General features: G+C 65.5%; 18 protein-coding genes. 4 read left to right on the forward strand and 14 right to left on the reverse strand.

What is annotated here, in order from left to right; translation table 11 throughout:
* Nucleotides 1-90: 90 nt before the first annotated feature.
* The 4 genes from ACLL97_RS16240 (at nt 91) to ACLL97_RS16255 (ending at nt 2,893) form a co-directional block, all read left to right on the forward strand.
* Entirely contained in the window at nt 91-549 is a 459-nt protein-coding gene (locus tag ACLL97_RS16240) for a YybH family protein (protein WP_411281526.1), read from the forward strand.
* A gap of 91 nt (nt 550-640) precedes the next feature.
* A complete protein-coding gene (locus tag ACLL97_RS16245) occupies nt 641-814 on the forward strand; it encodes a hypothetical protein (RefSeq protein WP_411281527.1) in 174 nt (57 codons plus the stop codon).
* A 56-nt stretch (nt 815-870) separates the two neighbouring features.
* Nucleotides 871-2,232 (forward strand): hypothetical protein, encoded by a 1,362-nt coding sequence (locus tag ACLL97_RS16250; protein ID WP_411281528.1) that lies wholly within the window; start codon nt 871-873, stop codon nt 2,230-2,232.
* Nucleotides 2,233-2,332: 100 nt separating this feature from the next.
* On the forward strand, nt 2,333-2,893 hold the full coding sequence (locus ACLL97_RS16255) for a lipocalin-like domain-containing protein (RefSeq protein WP_411281529.1): 561 nt from the start codon (nt 2,333-2,335) through the stop codon (nt 2,891-2,893).
* A 163-nt stretch (nt 2,894-3,056) separates the two neighbouring features.
* On the opposite strand, the gene ACLL97_RS16260 is transcribed toward ACLL97_RS16255, so the two are convergent.
* The 14 genes from ACLL97_RS16260 to ACLL97_RS16325 all read right to left on the reverse strand — a co-directional run.
* A complete protein-coding gene (locus ACLL97_RS16260) occupies nt 3,057-3,317 on the reverse strand; it encodes a hypothetical protein (protein ID WP_411281530.1) in 261 nt (86 codons plus the stop codon).
* A gap of 142 nt (nt 3,318-3,459) precedes the next feature.
* On the reverse strand, nt 3,460-6,123 hold the full coding sequence (locus ACLL97_RS16265) for a protein kinase domain-containing protein (RefSeq protein WP_411281531.1): 2,664 nt from the start codon (nt 6,121-6,123) through the stop codon (nt 3,460-3,462).
* Between the two features lie 156 nt (nt 6,124-6,279).
* A complete protein-coding gene (locus tag ACLL97_RS16270) occupies nt 6,280-8,775 on the reverse strand; it encodes a protein kinase domain-containing protein (RefSeq protein WP_411281532.1) in 2,496 nt (831 codons plus the stop codon).
* Between the two features lies 1 nt (nt 8,776).
* Complete coding sequence (locus ACLL97_RS16275; RefSeq protein ID WP_411281533.1) at nt 8,777-11,188, reverse strand: FlgO family outer membrane protein; 2,412 nt, start codon at nt 11,186-11,188, stop codon at nt 8,777-8,779.
* 70 nt (nt 11,189-11,258) lie between these two features.
* On the reverse strand, nt 11,259-11,492 hold the full coding sequence (locus ACLL97_RS16280) for a DUF433 domain-containing protein (RefSeq protein ID WP_411281534.1): 234 nt from the start codon (nt 11,490-11,492) through the stop codon (nt 11,259-11,261).
* A gap of 137 nt (nt 11,493-11,629) precedes the next feature.
* Complete coding sequence (locus tag ACLL97_RS16285) at nt 11,630-11,944, reverse strand: hypothetical protein (RefSeq protein WP_411281535.1); 315 nt, start codon at nt 11,942-11,944, stop codon at nt 11,630-11,632.
* Between the two features lie 12 nt (nt 11,945-11,956).
* Complete coding sequence (locus tag ACLL97_RS16290; protein WP_411281536.1) at nt 11,957-12,172, reverse strand: DUF433 domain-containing protein; 216 nt, start codon at nt 12,170-12,172, stop codon at nt 11,957-11,959.
* 115 nt (nt 12,173-12,287) lie between these two features.
* The gene (locus ACLL97_RS16295; protein ID WP_411281537.1) at nt 12,288-14,780 is read right to left on the reverse strand and encodes a protein kinase domain-containing protein; all 2,493 of its coding nucleotides are present in this window, start codon (nt 14,778-14,780) and stop codon (nt 12,288-12,290) included.
* Nucleotides 14,781-14,789: 9 nt separating this feature from the next.
* Nucleotides 14,790-14,966, reverse strand: a complete 177-nt coding sequence (locus ACLL97_RS16300; protein WP_411281538.1) for a hypothetical protein — start codon at nt 14,964-14,966, stop codon at nt 14,790-14,792.
* Entirely contained in the window at nt 14,963-15,100 is a 138-nt protein-coding gene (locus ACLL97_RS16305; RefSeq protein WP_411281539.1) for a hypothetical protein, read from the reverse strand. Before ACLL97_RS16305 ends, ACLL97_RS16300 begins: the two co-directional genes overlap by 4 nt.
* A gap of 493 nt (nt 15,101-15,593) precedes the next feature.
* Nucleotides 15,594-15,992, reverse strand: a complete 399-nt coding sequence (locus ACLL97_RS16310) for a type II toxin-antitoxin system VapC family toxin (protein WP_411281540.1) — start codon at nt 15,990-15,992, stop codon at nt 15,594-15,596.
* A 28-nt stretch (nt 15,993-16,020) separates the two neighbouring features.
* The gene (locus ACLL97_RS16315; protein WP_411281541.1) at nt 16,021-16,296 is read right to left on the reverse strand and encodes a hypothetical protein; all 276 of its coding nucleotides are present in this window, start codon (nt 16,294-16,296) and stop codon (nt 16,021-16,023) included.
* Nucleotides 16,297-16,343: 47 nt separating this feature from the next.
* A complete protein-coding gene (locus ACLL97_RS16320; RefSeq protein ID WP_411281542.1) occupies nt 16,344-16,610 on the reverse strand; it encodes a protein kinase domain-containing protein in 267 nt (88 codons plus the stop codon).
* A 56-nt stretch (nt 16,611-16,666) separates the two neighbouring features.
* On the reverse strand, nt 16,667-19,247 hold a 2,581-nt coding region (locus ACLL97_RS16325; RefSeq protein WP_411281543.1), incomplete at its 5' end, for a protein kinase domain-containing protein.

Below are 19,247 nucleotides of genomic sequence, written 5' to 3' on the forward strand. Positions count from 1 at the left end.
TTGTTACGTGCCACCTTGAGCGGCCTTGCGCGCTACGCCTGCATCGGCACGTTGTCCGTGCTCGTCGTAGCATGCGAGACACGAAAATCAGTGCCGGCGTTCGACTCGGTGCAGGCGCTCGCTGCGTTGCGGACGGCGGACGCGATGGTGCAGGAAGCGATCGTGTCTCGGGACGCCGAGCGCGCGACGAGCTTCTATGCTGAGAATGCAGTGATGATGCCGGTAGCCGAGTCGAGTGTTGAAGGCCGGGCCGCAATTCTTGCCGAGTGGCGCCACGTATTCGGCATTCCAGGCTTTGCGAACAGGGCGCGACTCGTTGCTTCCGAGGTGTCGACGGCCGGCGATTTTGGCTACACCCGCGGCACGTATGAGTCGCCGATGTTGAGTACCGACGGTCAATCGTTGCTCGAGCGAGGCAAATGGGTCTCGATTTGGAAGCGCCAATCGGACGGGCACTGGCGAATCATCGTGGACATCTTTAACACGGATACTCCGCCGCCAGTTCACGCTCCTAGCGTCGTCAAATCCGGCCGGATCCCAGCGCCGTGAGGTTTTCATGTGAAAGCTCTCCGATCACCACCGGCTGCTGCGTCTCGGCATCGTGTTCCTGTTGCGGGGAAGCGGACCGCTGCCTTTCGTCGTGACTGTGGCCAAACTTGGCCACACCGCGCACCTCAACCCCACGCTCGTCGGATTCGGGATCCTGACCATGCTTACGTTCTGGTCACGCGCCGTGATACTTGCGGTGGGGTTTCTGCTCGGTAACGAGGGCGCAATCGGTGAGTTGATTGCGTCGTGGCCGCGCACTTGGTGAGCTACCTTTTCCTCATGTAGTAACTGCTTGCGGCTCGCCCCCCTCTGGGACCTCCGATGCGTCCGTCCAACTGTTTGCCGACACTGCTGCTCGCGTTGCTCGCTGCCTGCTCCGGTGGCGACAGCGCCGCCAGTGACTCGATCGCGCCGCCGACCACGATTGCCGACGGGAGCTTTGCCCGCATTCAGCGCGACATACTCAATGTGTCATGCGTGTCCTGTCACAAGACCGGCGACGCCAACGCCCGACAGTCGGGCCTCGTGCTCACCGCGGATTCGTCGTATCAGCAACTCATGGGCGTGCCCTCTCGGCAGCGCACGGCCAACGCCAACGGGCTGCCGCGCATCAAGGCCTTCCGGAGCGACAGTTCGCTCTTCTATCACAAGTTGGCGTGGATCCCCGGACATCACAGCGTCGACTACGGCAATCTCATGCCGATGGGCACCGTGCAAGGGGTAACGGCGGGGCAGCTGGAATACGTGCGACGCTGGATTGAAGCGGGCGCGCCACGCTCAGGCCACGTGGCCGATACACTCGTGCTCAGAGACAGTCGCGTACAGGCGGCCACGTTCACGCCGCTGCCCGCGCCCACGAGCGCCGGCCTCCAGTTCAAGGTTGACAGCTTTGCCGTGACGCCGCTCAGTGAGCGCGAACTGTTCGTCAATCGACGGGTCGGCAACGCCACGGACCTGTACATCACGCGCATCGAATCGCGCATGCGTCCGGGCAGCCATCACCTGCTGCTGTACTCGTTCGACGAACGGAACACGGCCTTCCCGTGCAACACGCGGCCGACCGTTGACGTGGTGCGAGATATCCGCAATCGCGACGGCACATTGAACCTGCTGAACATGCTGCCGATGGCATGCCATGTGTACTTTGCCGGTGCGATGACGCCCGATTTCGACTACCGCTTCCCGGCCGGTGTCGCACTCCGGTTACCCGCCAATACATCCCTCGATTTCAATGTGCACTACGTGAATCGTTCGCCGGCTGATCTTGCCGGTGAGGCGTTCGCGAACCTCTACTTCACCGACCGGGCCAACATTCAGACTGTGGCTCGCACGCTGAACTACGCCAATCAGGATATCCCGCTGCCGCCGGGACGGCGTACCACGCATACCAAAGTGTTCTCGATGCCGACGCGCACCACCATTTTGGGGCTCACGTCGCACATGCATGCCCTCGGCGAGAAGTTCGAAATTCGTATGCGCCGCGCCAACGGGACTGAGTCGGTCGTGTACGTGAACACCGACTGGGAACATCCCGGCTTCGTCAACTTTGCGACACCACTCGTGCTGGAAGCGGGCGATGCCCTCGTGTCGGTGGTGACGTGGAACAACACCACCACGCGCACCGTCTCTTTCGGCCTGGCCAGCAGCGACGAGATGAACATCATTTTCGGATACGCGTACTAATGTCGTGTTGCGTGTGTCACGTTCCATCGGCTCGTGTGGGCGTCACCGTGTGATTCCACTAGGGCCGATTCACTCACCGCCACATTCGACATCCGCCGCTGTGATCCCTCTCTTTTGTCTGCTCCTGCTCGCGTGCATCCCCGTCGACGCCGAGGCACAGGATGCATCGGCATTCGTCGGCGATTGGCGGCTGGTGTCGGTCCTGCAGCCGGACTCTGCGGGCCGCACGCGCCCATTCTGGGGACCGAAGCCACTCGGCATGATTCGCTACTCCGCCAACGGTGTGATGGCGGCACAGCTCTACGACGAACGACGGCCGGGACTCGGCGTAGGGAATTGGGGGGACGTGTCGCCGGAGGCGGCGCGAACTGCACTCGTTGGCTTGGCATCGTACTACGGAACGTTCACCGTGGACACTGTGCGACGCACGATTGCGCATCGGGTCGAAGGAGCCATGGCTCCGGAGTGGATTGGACGCACGCTCGTGCGGGGGTATCGATTCTTGCCGGGCGACTGCGTCGAGTTGCGTGTCATTACCGGCGCCGATGGAACGCCAACGACGACGGGCCAGGTGCTCGTGTGGGAGCGCATTCCGCCGACTCGCCGCGCGTCAGTAGCGATGGCCGCCGCAACAACACCCGTGTGCTCGCGCTTGCCATAGACTACTGCACGACCGCTCCGTGCGATGACGTCGAGGCTCCTCGTTGGCATCGGCTTGGGGTCGAACATGATGAGCGTGATCGTCGCGTTGCGCGACGTGTGGTCGTAGTCGTATTCGTAGAACGTGAGATAGCTCTTGAACGTGGCGCCGTTCACTGGCTTGATCAACGCGAAGTCGCCCGTACGAGGCGAATGCCATTGATCGGCGCGCGATCGAGTTCGGGCTGCGTGTAAAGTTCGGAGTAGAGGTAAGTCGGATCGGACCAGCCGCCGCCGAAGATGTAGCGGCTTCCGGGTTCGCGTGCGGTGGCGGTCCACTCGCGCACATTGCCGGCCAGGTCGTACACGCCGCGCGGACCCAATGGCGCACCGCCTTCCCACATGGACGGTCCAGGGCACCCCGACTTGTCGACGAAACGCGTCATCGGCTCGATCGTGACGTCGCGATCGTGACGTCGCGATCATGCTAGAGATCGTGCGCGACGTACACGGTGGCCATGCCGTCAACACCGAGTTCACGCTTGAGCCGATAGCTACGGCCGAGCGCCGCCATGAGTCGCTCGGTGATCAGTTCGGGATCCTTCGGCGCAATTCGTCCACGAAATTCTCCACGACCACCAGCTTGCTGCGCTGCTGTGTCGCACGCTCGCGGATCACCACAAACCGTTGTCCGTCGGGCATCACGTCCCAATCGGTCACACCACGCAACGAGAAGAGCACGCGCGGGTCCGCGAACGCGAACGTGGTGCCAGGGGTGACCGCAACGCGCATCAATTCGGTGCTCGCGTTCTCGTAGAATATTTCGCGCCCATCGCGCGACCACTTCGGACTCGTTCCGCCTCCGGTCGATACCTGATACAGCGCCTGCGTGGTATTCGGGAACGGTCGGACGTACACCTCCAGCGTACCCGTCTGACTCCCTTGGTACAACAGCCAACGTCCGTCGGGCGACAGTGATGGTTTGCGTTCCGCGAACCGCGAGTTCACCAGCACCACGGGCGCCGAGTCCGACTCGGCGCGCAACGCCGAAATGTCCCGCCCTGAACCCATCATGTCCAGCTGGCCGAACGTCTCGAACACAATCCAGCGGCCATCCCTGCTCCACGATGCGGTGTACGCCCGGCTGTTGCCGCGCATCACGCTCGTCGGCTTCTGGCTGCCGCCGTCAGCGCGCACCGAAAACAGGTTGTGGTCTTGTTTGAAGGGCGCCACGTAGAGCAGTTCGGTACCGTCCGGCTTCCACGCCGGCGCGCCGTTCACGCCGTCGAATGTCACCTTCGACAGGGCCCCTTTGGGCGTGAGTCGCTTGATCCAGATCTGCTCGCCACTGATCTCATGGATTGAAATGGCGAGTCGCGAGCCATCCGGCGAAATCGCCAACGAGCTGAAGGCGCCCGTCCAGCCGTCATCGATCGGCGAAAATGCGCCAGCTCGCGTGACGGACAGCGCGTCCATATCGGTGAACCCTGACCCGGCGCTGTACCACAACGTGCCCGATCGTGAAATTGCCAGATCCACCGCGCCGCCGCCGCGACGTATGCTCACGCCTTCGAGCAGCGCCACCGCCGGCCCGGTCGTCTCGAGGCGATCCTGATCGAACGGCGCCGCCATCAGCACGCCGGTGGGCGTGACAAACAGCACGTGGCCCGACGATACGTATCGCGCGAACACGCCGCGCGCGATGGCGTGATGCTTGTGCGTTTTGAGGTCCAGCACCGCGATGTCGTTCGTCGTCGTCACGTTGACGCCCGGGCCGCCGCGATCGATCACCATCAGCACGCCGCGACCATTCGGCAGCGGATCGGGCCAGTTGTGCTGCAGCTCGCCGTTCGCGGTATCGCGAACAGACACCGCCTCAGACGCGCCGCCGGTCGCACGTACACGCATCAACGGGCCCACGCCACTGGCGTCGAAGTAGATGTAGCCGTCGTAGCCGAACGCCACGCCCGGCCCGCCGACACCGGTGGACGTGACCGTCGTTGGTGGTCCGCCGGCCACTGGCATCACTTTGATGTCGGCACTGCCCGGCGCGCGGCTCATGAAGCCGATCTGTGAGCCGTCGGGCGAAAAGACCGGATTGAATGCGCCCTCCGTTCCCGCCAGTTCCACCGGCTCCAGTTGGTCGCGCGACTTGATGAGCAAACGACCCGACTCTCCCGAGTACACGAGCTTCGATCCATCCGGCGACACCGAGAATGGCGACCACTGCGTGCTGCCCACGCGCTTTCCGGCGGGCAGATCCACATGGTGCCGCGACACCGCCGCCGTCGGCGCCGGGCGCCACATCATCGCCGCGGTCGTAAGTGCCAGCGCGCCGGCGGCAATCAAGGCAGGCACCGCGACACGCTGCCGCCACCCGGCAGACAGCGCGCCGCCGTTGTGCGTGCGGTGACTCGGAACGGATGTGAACGATGCGTTGTTGAGTGCCGCCCCGAACGCCACCGCACTCTCGAAGCGGTCCGCTGGCAACTTTTCGAGCGCCATCGCCAGCGCCGCCGCTACGTTCTCCGGCACCGATTTTCGCCGCTTTGTCACCGGCTCCGCGGGCTCGGTGATGATCTTCATGATGATCTGCTGCGCCGAGCCGCCCAAGTGCGGCGGCTGCCCGGCGAGCATTTCATACACTACACTCGCGAGCGAATACACATCGCTGCGACCGCTGATTTCTTTTTCCGCCGTCGCCTGCTCGGGACTCATGTAGTGCGGTGTGCCGAGACTCAGTCCCGTCTCCGTCATGCGCCCACCGGCCGCCGCGCTTACCGCCAGCGCAATGCCGAAGTCCATCACCATCGCGCGCCCGTCGTGCAGCAGAATGTTCTCGGGCTTGATGTCGCGATGGATCACGCCGTGGCGATGCGCGTAGTCGAGCGCGTCGGCGACTTCGCGCGCGATCCGCACGGCTTCCTCCACCCCGAACTGCGTTTCACGATTGAGTTTGTCGCGAATCGTTTCGCCCTGAATGTAGGGCATCACGTAAAACAGAAACCCATCCGCTGTGCCGCTATCGAACAATGGCAGAATGTGCGGATGACTCATGGCGGCGGTGGTCTTGATCTCCATCACAAACCGTTCGGCGCCGAGCACGGCGGCAAGTTCGGGCTTGAGCACCTTGATCGCGACTTTGCGCTCGTGCTTGAGGTCTTCGGCAAGATAGACCGTGGCCATGCCGCCGGCGCCGAGTTCACGCGCGAGGCGATAACGGTCGGCGAGGGCCTCGGCGAGGCGATTCATGACGTCACGCAATAGACCACGTTCTCCCCGTTGGCGTCCTGCATGCCCCTGAAGCGCCAATGTACCGCTCCTCAGCGCCGAGAGCGAATCGTCGGGATGTCGGTCCCCGCGTCACGCGGGCATCTGCTCCATCGTTGCGGTTGGCCGACCGCATCATCACAGCGCCGCACTCACCGGCCACGGCGACGCATACGGACACTCGCGCAGCCGATGCCGAACGAGAAACGCCTTCCACGCCGGCTCGGTGCGAATGGCGTCGTAGGGCGGGTGGCAGACGGAAAAAGCAATGTTCGCGAGACCGCCGCCATGCTCGAGATGCTCGATGAATGCAGTCGCCGCAGCCGCGTTGTTGCCGAACACCACGCTCGACATGGCACGGTCGTACGCCGTGATCCCCGGCCCGCCAGCGGTGATGCGATCGCGGAGCGTGCGTGCTGCGTCCCAACGGCGTGAGGCGGCCGCGGCGAGGATGGCATTGCCGAAGCGCGCGCGCGCAGCGGTGGCGAGACCACGCTGGCTCACGGCGAAGGCGCTGTCGGCGAGCCCGGACCATACGAGCGCTATCACGCTGGTGTTCGGGAATGCCGGGTTGATCGCAAACACGCGTCCGTAGTTCTCCATCGCTGGGCCGAATCGCCGCCGTTCCGTAAGCATGAGCGCGTGCGAATTGAACGTCGTCGGAGAGAGCGGATCGAGCGTGAGCGCGATCTCCATCTGACGATCCGACTGTGCGGTGTCCCCTGCCGCATGAAACTGGCTCGCCGACCAATGTGCGGCGATGGCGTTCTGCGGCTCCAGCCGGCGTGCCGTGGCGAACTCTGCGGCCGACCGTGCAAGGTCGAGACGTCGCATGAGCAGGAAGCCCCGTGCCGCGTACGCATCGGCCAGCGTCGAGTCGAGGGACAGCGCCCGGCGGACGGCGATTTCGGCACTGGCATCCGACGCGTCGAAATCCACCGCCGCGTTGTAGTTGGGCCGTATGACGTGCGCGAGTGCGAGTCCTGCCCAGCCGCGTGCGAACGTAGAGTCACGTTGCACGGTCGCCTCCAAGTACTTGATCGAGCTGTCACCCGCCGCCGCGCCGCGCTGCGCCCAGTAAAAGCGCCCTTTGAGGTACAAGTCGTAGGCGACCGCGTCGGTGGTGCCGCGCGCCGCCACGGTAGCGCGAGCGGCGGGGTTCGCGTTGCCGCCGCTCGCGCCCGCCAACCGCGGCGTGAGCGCGCTCACGATGGCGCTCGTAAACGCATCCTGCACCGCGAACACGTCGGCACCGGTGCGCTCGAAGGCGTCGCTCCAGAGCAGCTGCCCGTCGCGCGTGCTCGTGAGTTGCGCGGTGAGGCGAATGCGATTGCCGGCGCGTCGCACCGTGCCTTCGATGATGGCCCCCACATTCAGCGCACGCCCGACCTCGGCGGCTTGAATGGTCTTGCCCTTGAACGCGAAGCTCGACGTGCGTCCTGCCAACCGCAGCCCGGGAAGCTTCGACAAGCCATGCGCGAGTTCGTCGGTGAGGCCGTCGCTGAAGTACTCGTCGGCCGCGTCGCCGCTGGTGTTCACGAAGGGCAGCACGGCGAGTGCGGAGATCACACCGGCGGGCTCCACGGCACGGCTCGCCGCTACAGTCGCACCTGCGGTCGAGGCGTTTCCGTCGACCGCGCCACCGGGTGCGCGACCGCGCGCGATCCACAGTCCTCCAGCCGCCACCGCCAGCAGCGCCGCGCTGGCGACCATCATAACGCCTCGCCGCGACGCCGGCACCGGTGCGGCCGCACGCTCGGCGCTCGGCGTCGACACAGTCGCCAACCGTTCCAGCAGCGCGTTCGCATTGACCGGCCGTTCGCTCGGACTCTTGGCGAGACATTGCATCACGAGCGCGGCCACCTCGCGCGGCAGCTCAGGCATACGCGACGCCAGCGGCGCGGGCAACTCGGCCAAGTGCGCCGCAATCAACTGCGACGGGCCAGCCTTGCCGGCAAACGGATGCGCGCCAGACAGTAGCTCGTACGCTACCACGCCCCACGCGTAGAGATCGGCGCGATGGTCCACCACATCGCCCACCGCTTGCTCGGGCGCCATGTACGCCGGCGTGCCGATGCTGCTGCCGGCCTGCGTGAGTGTGCCGTCGGGTGATGCGGGCGCTACACCATCGATCGTGCGCGACGCACTGATGGCCTTCGCAATGCCAAAGTCCGTCACCACCGCCGTGCCCGCCGACAACAAAATGTTGTCGGGCTTGATGTCGCGGTGCACGACGCCCTCGCTGTGCGCGTAGGCCAGTGCGCGCGCCACATCACGCAGCAGGTTCACGCGGTCGTGCAGCGAGAGCACGGTACCGCGCGCCATGAGAGCGCGCAGCGACTCGCCCTTCACGAACGGCATCGTGTAGTACGGCACCCCGCCCGACGCACCCGCGGTGAGCACGGGCACGATGTTGGCCTGCTGCAGGCGCGCGGCCGTGGCGATCTCCCGCGTAAAGCGCTCGGCGCTTACGCCCTCGGCGAGTTCAGGTGCGATCACTTTCACCACGACCTCGCGCCCGAGTGCGTTCTCGCGGGCCACGAACACGCGCGACATGCCTCCGCCGCCAAGCTCGCGCTCGAGGGTATAGCCGGGCCCAAGGGTGGATTGGAGTTGGGTGCGGAGGTCGGTCACGTCACTTCCTCTCGATACCGAAAGGGAAACCGAGCGCGCGCAACGTTGGCCGGAAGCGCGGATCGGCACGCAAGCGTGGACCGAGTAACGTCATAGCGCCCCACGCCGAACGTACCTCGACTTCTTTCGGGTCGCCCGGAATGCGCCGCATGACAGCCAGCACCACGCTGTCACTGCGGATCCATCGCGACAGCGCGATCGACGCAAAGGCCGGACCGGACGCGATCAGCGAGTCCGTAGCCGCGTCGCGGGTGGCGGGGTCGCGCCACCGTGGCGCGAATCGCGCCACGATGTCGTACTTGTCCGTAGCGGGATCCTTAAGCGACATCAACAGCGCCTCGGCCGCGTCGTCGAATCGCTTGAGCGCGAGGTCGTGCGAGAAACGGAGGCGCCACGCGTACCACGACTGCGGTTGCTGGGCGAGTCCCTGCGCATACAGTAGCGAGGCGTCGGTGAAGCGATCAGCGCCGTCGTACGCAAACGCTAACGAGAGCGTGATGACGTGCGCCAATGGATCGAGCCGGTGGGCCGCCTCCATCTCGCGAATGCCCTCGTCCCATCGACCCGAGGACATGAGGACGTAGCTATACCACTGATGACCCGTTGCATACGCAGGACTGAGCGCGAGCCCGCGCTCGAAGGCCGACAGACTCTCCTGAATCCGATTGCTCTGGTCGAGCACCTCACCGAGCGATGCGTAGGCCTCACCGAGTGTCGGTGCTAACGAGATCGCCCGTTGCGCGGCGGCTTCTGCCAGCGGAAGTATCGAGTCGGCGGTCACGCCCGGCACGTTGTATTCGCCGGGCACTGACAGCACGTACGCGTCGGCTAGCCCTGACCACGCGCGCGCGTAGGTGGAGTCGGCGGCGATGGACTTCTTGAAGGCGGCCGTGGCCTGAATCATTCCCTCGGTCGTGCGCAGATTCCAGTGATACCGGCCCAACGCGTACGCTTCGTACGCCGCAATGTTGGTGGTACCACCGACGTTACGGGTCGAATCGGGTACCGCCGCCAGCGTGAGACGAAGCGCTGAAACGACGGCTCGCGCGACCTCGTCCTGCACCGCAAAAATATCAGAAGCTGGGCGATCGAAACTCTGCGACCACAAGATAGAATCGTTCGCGATGCGCACCGCGCGCGCCGTAATGCGCAACTGATCGCCAGCGCGCTGAATACTGCCGGTGAGGACCGCGGACACACCCAACTGCTTCCCAATCGCCCGCAGGTCGTTCTGCTGATCGCGAAACGAGAAGGCTGACGTGCGCGCCGACACCGTGAGGCCAGGCACTTGCGAGAGCGCGTTGATCAGCGTTTCGGCAACGCCATCGCCAAGGTATCCGCTCCTGCGATCGGGGCTTATATCGGCGAAGGGCAGTACGGCGATGGAACTCACGCTACCCGTGGCGCTTGGCGACGTCGGTGCTCGATCGCGTGTGGCCCACCACCCAATCGCGGCGATCAGCGCCACAATCACGGGCACAACGAACGCGAGCCGGTGCGATCGAATCAGACGGCGGTGAGTCTGCTCGGCACTTGGGGTGGTGACGGTGCTGAGCCGTTCGAGCACGGCATGCGCGTTCGCCGGGCGTTGCAGCGGGTCCTTGGCCAAGCACTGCATCACGATCGCTGACACATCGCGCGGGATCGTTGGCTGCACGTCGGACAGTGCGCGCGGTGTTTCCGTGATGTGTGCGGTCACCAGCGACTGCGGTGAAGTGCAGTGCGCGAACGGATGCGCGCCCGCGAGCAGTTCGTACGCGACCACGCCCCACGCGTACAGATCGGCGCGCGCGTCGGTGTTCTCGTCGCCCACCGCCTGCTCAGGCGCCATGTAGGCCGGCGTGCCGATGGACGTCCCCACGGATGTGAGCGTGTTGCCCGGCGTGTCGCCTGGCGTGTCGCCTGGCGCGTGCGTGCTTGACGCCGAGAGTGCTTTCGCGATGCCGAAGTCGGTGACGACCGCCGTACCGCTCGACAACAGCACGTTCTCGGGCTTGATGTCGCGATGCACGATGCCGCGTTCGTGCGCGTAGGCCAGTGCCTGCGCGATGTTACGCAAAATGCCGAGGGCATCGCCCAGCGCAACGGGGCCGTTCAGCAGTCGCGCGCGCAGCGAATCGCCGCGCACATACGGCATGGTGTAATACGGTAATCCTTCACGTGTCGCGCCGGCCACGAGCACCGGCACGATGTGCGGTTCCTGCAGCGCCGCTGCCAGTTTGATCTCGCGCGCGAAGCGGTCGGCGCTCACGCCGGCCGCGAGTTCGGGCGAAAGCACCTTTACCACGACTTCGCGTCCGAGTGCATGCTCGTGCGCCACGAACACGCGCGACATGCCACCGCCGCCGAGTTCGCGCTCGAGGGTATAGCCGGGCCCAAGGGTGGTTTGGAGTTGGGTGCGAAGGTCAGTCATTACCGACGTCTTCGCGCAGCCAACGCGCGAGGATGGATAGCAACTGCGCCTCGATCCAGACGCGCACCGGTCATGCGGCGAGCACGGGGTCTCCCATGCGGCGACTGGCAAAACGCAGGCACGCGCCTACGTCGTCACGCTCCAAGTCTGGCCGCAACTCGCCCTCGTGCTCCGCCGTCAGTACCAGCGCCAACTCGTCCAGCACATCGCTCACCCGCATGCGCATTCCCCGATTACACGGACGCCCCCGGCGTTGATCCGGGTTCGCGGTCATGCAGTCCAGTAGCTCAACGGTCTGGCCCATCGGCGGCGCTCGGGGTGGAAGGCAACTCAAAGATACCGGAGCCGTCGACGCGAGGACAGCCGCGCGCACCGTTCGAGACGCTCCTTGAGTGCAGCAACGTGGCAAGCAGCGACTCGCCCGCCCGCTGCACAGCATCGTTAGACGGACAGGATGCGGAGTTCGCCGGCTGGCACCTCAGCGAGTGCCGCCAGCACCGCAGGTGCGATAGGCGCAAGCGCCGGCAATGAATTACGCTTTGCTCGGAGCACGATAATTCGAAGGCGCCGGTGTTGTAGATTTTGCCGATACCGAAGATTCTGATCCATGGTCATTAACGCATCGAAGTCTTGTTCGGCGGCATCGAGCAGCGGACCGTCATCGAGATCCGACCACCGACGCTGATGCGTCGTATGCGTTCGGTGACCCGGCAGCAGCGTGGCGAATGCTCGCGGTAGATTGCTGTCGAGCAACACGCGCCCGGGACGCTACGCAGCCGGCGAAATCAGCGCGTGCTTCGCCAACTCGAGCACGGCGATCGCATGCTCCCGCGTCACGCTGGGAAACTCATCGAGGAAATGGTCCAGGGGATCACCTGCCTCCAGGTAGTCGATCAGACCCTGCACCGGAACGCGTGTACCAGCAAATACCGGTGTTCCCCCGAGACGTTCGGGCGCACTCGTGATCAACGGATTGGGTAGCATGGGCGTGCCTCCAGAGTAGTTAGTTGAACGTACACTTATTCGTACGCGCCGTCCAACGCGAGAGCGGGCGCCTCGTGCGCGAGGTCGATCTCCAGCGCGGCGGCGCGGCGGTCCCTCACCGCGGGCGCCCCCCGTTCGGCGACGTAAACAGCGCCACATCAAGACCCAATTTGCGCACGATCGCCGCAAAGCGCGGGCTGGCGCGCAGCACGTCGTAGCGACGGTGTCCAAGCGGCATGTTGACTACGCCGATCTCGAAGCCGTCGGCGGCCCGCTCCATGGCGGCAAGCGCCTGAGCCGTGTCACCGGCACTCAGCCAGCCACCTGTCAGTGCTGAATTGATGCGTGGATTCCCAGCGAATTGCGCTGGGAGTTTCCGCGTCAACGTGGCGGCGCGGGCCGTGTCGCCGGACGCGCCGACGACGTAAATCGCCGCGGAGACCTGCGTGAGCTCCCGATCAGCGCGAATGATCGATTCCGCCCGGCGGACCGCTTCCGTGACCTGCCCGCCGTCGTGCAGCGCGAGCACGGCATAGGTCGTCACGCCGGACACGGTGGAGTCGATCTCCCACGCCCGATTGGCGACGGCCATCGCCTCGGCGTGCTGCCCCGCGACGGACAGGGTGAGCGCCTCGTAACCCAGCGCCACCGCATTCAACGGGTCAAGTTCCACGGCGCGGCGCCCGGCGACGACTGCCTCATCCACGCGGCCCGTGGCCAGCAGCAGTCGCGACCGATACAGGAGCGCACTGGGGCTGGCGCCATCGACGCGCACTGCGCGCTGCGTCGCCTCGTCAGCCTCACGCCAGCGGTGCTGATAGGTGCGCGCCAATCCGATGGCGGCCCATCCGTCGCCGGATGCCGAATCGATCGCCACTGCCCGTTCGCCGGCCGCGAGTGCCCTCGGGACGGCATCGATCATCGCCACATCGGTGTAGATGGCGAGTGCAATCCACGTGAGGCCAAGTCCCGCCTGGGCCCGCGCAAAACGCGGATCCTTGGCGATGGCCTGCTCGAGATACTCCCGCGCCCGCACCAGCCCCGGACCGCGGCGCTGATAGAAATACATGCCGCGCTGATACAGATCGTAGGCGTCGAGATTATCGGTGCCGCGCGCCGCAGTCGCCGTGCCGGTTGTGCCACCGGCCAGCGTCACGCGCAACGCCCCCTCGATCGCGTTGGCGATGTCATCCTGCACCGCGAAGACGTCGGTGGCGGCGCGCTCGTACGTCTCGCTCCAGAGCAACAGACCGGTCGTGGCGTCGGTGAGCTGCGTACTCACCCGCAAGCGGTCGCCCGCGCGACGCACCGTGCCCTCGAGCACCGCGCCCACCTTCAGGGCTTCGCCGATCGCCTGCGCCGACATGCCCTTACCGGCGAACGCCGCGGCGGAACTGCGCCCGACGATCTGCAGTTCACTCACCTTGCTCAGTGCGCTCGAGAGTTCGTCGGCCATGCCCTCGGCGAAGTACACGTTGGCCGTATCACCGCCGACGCTCGCAAACGGGAGCACGACGAGGGCGCGGGGCGACGTTGCACCGGCGGCGTGGGTTGCTGCGACCGCAGCCGCTGGCGCGTCGGTCGCACCGGCAGGTTGACGCGTGATGCGCCAGGCACCGAACGCCACGGCCGCGATCGCCACCACGATGGCGGCCAGTCGCCCGCTCGAGGTGCTCGACGATGTGTGTGATGACGCCGCCGCGAACCCCGCGACCGGTGTGTGGCCCGCTCCCTCCATCGGCGTGACGACCCCTACCAGTTGCCGAAGGAGCTCGGCGGCGCCGGGGGGGCGATCCGTTGGGTTCTTGGCGAGGCACTGCATCACCAATGCCGCCACCTCGCGAGGGAGCTCGGGAGCACGTTCGACGAGCGGCACTGGCGTCTCCGCGATATGCGCGGCGATCAGCTGCGAGGTGCCCGTCTTGCTCGCAAACGGATGCGCGCCCGACAACACCTCGTACGCCACCACCCCCCACGCGTAAAGATCCGCGCGGTGGTCGACCGCATCGCCCACGGCTTGTTCGGGCGCCATATACGCGGGCGTGCCGATACTGCTGCCGACCTGGGTCAGGGTACCGTCGTCCGTGCGCGGCGTGGCGGTGTCTTGCGTGCGTGCCGCACTGATGGCCTTGGCAATGCCGAAGTCAATCACGACCGCCGCACCACCGGACAGCAGGATGTTGTCCGGCTTGATGTCGCGATGGATCACCCCTTCTCCATGCGCATACGCCAACGCACGGGCCACGTCGCGCAACACGTTGAGTCGATCGAGCAGGGACATCGTGGTGCCACGTGTGAGCTGCGCACGCAACGACTCCCCCTTCACGAACGGCATTGTATAATACGACACGCCGCCCGCCATCCCCGCGGAGAGCACCGGCACAATGTTCGCCTGCTGCAACCGCGCCGCCGTCGCGATCTCGCGCGTAAAGCGCTCGGCGCTCACACCCGCCGACAGCTCGGGCGCGAGCACCTTCACCACGACCTCGCGGCCGAGCGCGTTCTCGCGCGCCACGAACACGCGCGACATGCCACCGCCGCCGAGTTCGCGCTCGAGGGTGTAGCCGGGCCCAAGGGTGGCTTGGAGTCGGGCGCGAAGGTCGGTCACGAAGGTCGGTCACGAAGCTGCGTCACGCGTCGGACGCTGCTCAGGCGCAATAGTGGCGCGCCTGATGGCGCGATCGCGCTCACGCAAGCGCTCCAGGATGCGCAGCTTTTCGGCGATCGGTGTCGCCGTTATCGCCACGCGCGAGGCCCGCTTTATGCGGAGCGCTTCGTCCATGGAAAATCTCACGCTTGATCCTCCATCAGCGCCACGAAGCGAGCCCACTTCTCCGTCAATCCGAAGCGCTCGGCCAGGGCGGCGAAGCGCGATCGCTCGAATGTTCCCGACGCCAAGAACTGCGATAACCGGATCTTGTCCTTCATATCGCCCTGTCTCGAGTGCGATCGCGGCCAAGTGTTCCTGCGACAGCACGGCAACCGCTTGCCCGTCAACGCTCATGCGCACCGAATGTGCAAGCGCGTCGTCGACGAGCGGTGTGGTGGCCGGAAGGAAGTGTACGGGCCAATCCGCGATGACCAAGTGCTCATTTTGGACGACCGCTCCACGCTTTGTGAAGTAGTCATGGATCGGGGGCAGCGATAGCAAGCGCGACGCGGACTGATCGACGACTACGAAGACGTCCACGTCCTGCGTGGCGGCCGGCTCAATCTATAACGTTGCGCCGACCGCACCACCGACGGCATAGCGTGCGACAATGCCGTCCGCGACCGCGGCCTCCAGCTCGGCGAAGATGTCAAGCAGTGCCATCAGCGCCTCCGCGTACGTGCGGGAGCACGCCGGAGCCATCGCTGTTGAGCCGAGGTGGGTGTCGCCATTGCCGAAAGATAGCGCTCACGGCGGCGACGTGCCCACCGGTCACGGCTCGACGCGCGTGATCGTGGTGATCGCATCGAAGTCCTGATCGTAGCTGCAGATCGCGTCGAACCCTTCGTGCATGACGACGGCGGCGTGCAGCGCGTCGCGCGCCATTAGTGCGGGATAGTCGTCGAGCAGGGCGCGCGCGCGATCGAGCATCTCCGCCGAGATGGGCACGACGCTGGGAAACAGTTGCCGTGCGAGATCGAAGACCTGGCGACCGGTCTTCCAGCGTCCGATGGCGCGATAGCGATGCAGGATCTCTTGCAGCGTTTCCGCGTCGATCGTGGCCGCCAGTTCGCCGCAGGCGACGCGCTCCAACAGGCGGGTGCTGGGCGCCTTGTTGGGATGCGCGGCGCCGGCGGCGTACATCAGCACATTCGCGTCGATGAGCATCATCCCGCCATCACGCGCCGATCAGAGCGCATCACCGCTTGGCACGCGATCGCGACGGCGGCATGAGGTCGCGCGGGCTGGGCACCGACTCCTGCTTCATCTCGCGGGGCGACGCGACCGGCAGTGACAGTGCCGACAACGCGGCGACGGCGGCCACGCGTGTATTGGTGTCTGCCAGACCGTATTGCGCCACACAGGCCTCGCGCACAAGCTCCCCGAGGCTCTTGCCTTTCCGGGCCGCGAGCTCGGTGAGATACTGATGGGTTTGAGGCGACAGCAGTATCGTCGTTTTCTTGGATAGCTCCATATGCACCTCCGTAGGTGGAGGTTAGTGCATATTGGCCTGCGGGGCCATCACGGCAGGCCCTCGCCCGTGCCGGCGGTCAGCAACGGTACAATGGCCGGATGCTGCAGCTGCGCCGCCAGCTGAATCTCGCGGCGAAATCGGTCGGCGTTCACGCTCGCCACCGTATCAGGCGGGAGCACCTTGATCACCACCCGCCGTCCAAGCGCGGTTTCCTCGGCCAGGAACACGCGACTCATACCGCCACCGCCGAGTTCCCGCTCGAGGCGATAGGCGGGGCCGAGTACGGAGGCGAGCGTGGTGGAGCGATCGGTCATGCAGGACGGGTGAAGAGTGTGCGCAATAACTTACCGCGTCACGCTTATGGACGCGGTTACTTCGGACGCCCGCGCTGCAGCAGCTCGCGCAACTCGCGTTTCCAGTTGTGAATCACGATCGCCTGGGTGTCTCCACCGACCGGGCGCAGCACGAGAAACTGTTTGCCGTCGGGTGACACGTCGTACGACGGATGCGTGGGATCAGCGGCCTCGCTGCTGGGCAACACCAGCCGACGCGCGCCTAACGTGATCTCCGCGCCGACCGACAGGGCAACCGCCGTGATGCCCCCCGGCGCTCGGTAATACAGCGTGCGCCCGCTCGCGTCCCAGAGAGGTTCACTGCCGCCCTCGTTGCTCACCTGCACGCGCGCACCTTCACCCGGGAAGGGACGCACGTAAATCTCGGCGCGACCGCCTTGGTCCGACTGATAGGCGAGCCATCGCCCATCAGGCGAAAGGCGCGGCATGATCTCCGACGTTGGTCCGATGGCCATGGGCCGCAGCGTACGGTCGCCCTTGAGGTCTACCGCGAAAATATCGCGTGGTGTCTTGCCACCAGGTGCGGTGCGCACCAGCAGCCAACGTTCATCGGCCGACAGCACAGCTTCATTGAGTGCCGGCTCAGCTTCGAAAAGCACGTCGGCCGGCGCACTGCCATCGATCCGTTGCCACATGATGCGAATGGAGCCGGTGGGCCCATCGTCAACACCACCCGTGCGCACCGTCTTGTACAGCACCCGCCTCCCGTCTGCAGTCCATTCCGGAGCGCTATTCAAGCCTTCGGTGGTGAGTCGCGTGAACGTGCCGGCCACGCGATCGAGAATCCAGATGTCCTCGCGATCGCCATTTCGGATCGATACGGCGATGCGCTGACCATTCGGCGAGAAGCGCGGGTTTCGGTAGGTGGCGGAGTCGGAACGCAGCAGCTGGTCGGCGCCGACTCCCGCAAGCGCGAGGTGAAAGGCCGAATACCCCGGCCGATACGCGAGCGTGCCTGACGCGGAAAGTCCCACTCCCTCGACGGCGCGGGCAATGGTCAGTGGTTCGCCGATGGACTTGTTCGAGTTTACGTCGAAGGGAATCGCGGAGAGATCACCGCCATCTGACTGCACAAGCAGTTGGCCCTCCACAATGCCGAGCGCCTGCGATGCGCGCACGCCCGTTTCCGCCAGCTGTCCATCCTTGAGTGACACCACCATCAGACGCATGAGGTCTCTGGTCCCGGTGGCCACGAGAACCGACTTGCCGTCCGGCAACAGGAGGGGGAATCGCGCCCAGGCCGGCTTGGTCGTGTCGGTCACCGCGCGCACCACGCCCCCACGCGCCGAAATAGCAAAGAGCCCCACATCACTCCCGATGAGCAGCTGATCGTCCGGCGTCCAAGCGAGGGCCGACGCACTCAGATTTCCGCGTGTGGCCGACACGGAAGTCAACTGACGGAGCTTCCCGAGTAGCTCGCTACGCCCGCCGGTCGCCGCTACGCGAAGAATGTCCTCACCGTCGGTATAGGCGAGCCACTTGCCGTCGGGTGAAAACACGAGGTTTTGCAGCGACGTGGCAGACAACTCGGTGTACGCATCGATCTCCCCCACGCGCTGCACAAGTGTGCGATAGCCGGTGGTGCTCTGCGTGACGTAGGCGAGTTGATCGCCGGTCGGGGAGAGGGCCACCGGAAAGCCGTTGGACATGATCCGCTCGGTGGGCGGCGGTTCGATCTTGGTGCGCACGACGGGTGTATCCGTGATGTCCGGCGGTCTCGTCATGGCAAACGCCATCGCCGCAAGCGCCCCAGCCGCCACCACCCACGCGGTGGCCTCCCGCCAGACTCTCTTTCCACCGGCACTGGGCGTCGCGCCCTCCGCCGCGGCGTAATAGCGCGCCATCGTCGACGCGTCGCCTTTGCCCTGTAGCGCTTGCGCAAATTCGCCCGCGGTGGCGAAACGGTCGGCGGCGAGCTTCTCGAGCGCGCGACGAACGGCGGCGTCCACCGGAATGGGCACGCTGCGTCGCTGCGTCGTAAGCGGTCGCACCTCCTCGGTCATGAGCCGCGCGATGATCGCCTGCGCCGTGCTGCCGATATGCGGTGGCTCGCCGGTCAACATCTCGTACGTCATCGCGCCCAGCGAGTAGATGTCGGTGCGCGCATCCACCACGCGATCGCCCGTGGCCTGCTCGGGGCTCATGTACTGCGGCGTGCCGAGCGAAAGGCCGGTCTGCGTGACGCGTTGTCCGCCGGCCTTGCTCACGGCAAGCGCAATGCCGAAGTCCGCCACCAGCGGTTGCCCATCGGCCAGCAGAATGTTCTCCGGCTTGAGATCACGGTGAATCACGCCACGGCGATGCGCGTAGTCGAGTGCCTGCGCGATGGCGACCGACAGTCGTACGGCTTCGTCTACCGGCAGTTGCTTCTCGCGCTCGAGGCGGGCCCGTAGTGTTTCGCCATCCACGAACGGCATCACGTAAAAGAGCAGTCCCCCTGCCTCACCGCTTTCGAACAGCGGGAGGAGATTCGGGTGCTGCAGATTCGCGGTAACACGGATTTCCGACAGGAACCGTTCGACGCCGAGCACCGCCCCGAGCTCCGGCTTGAGCACCTTGATCGCGACGTCGCGCTCGTGCTTGAGATCGTGCGCGAGG

Source organism: Gemmatimonas sp., assembly GCF_046594945.1.
In the GTDB taxonomy this organism is placed as follows: Bacteria; Gemmatimonadota; Gemmatimonadetes; order Gemmatimonadales; family Gemmatimonadaceae; genus Gemmatimonas.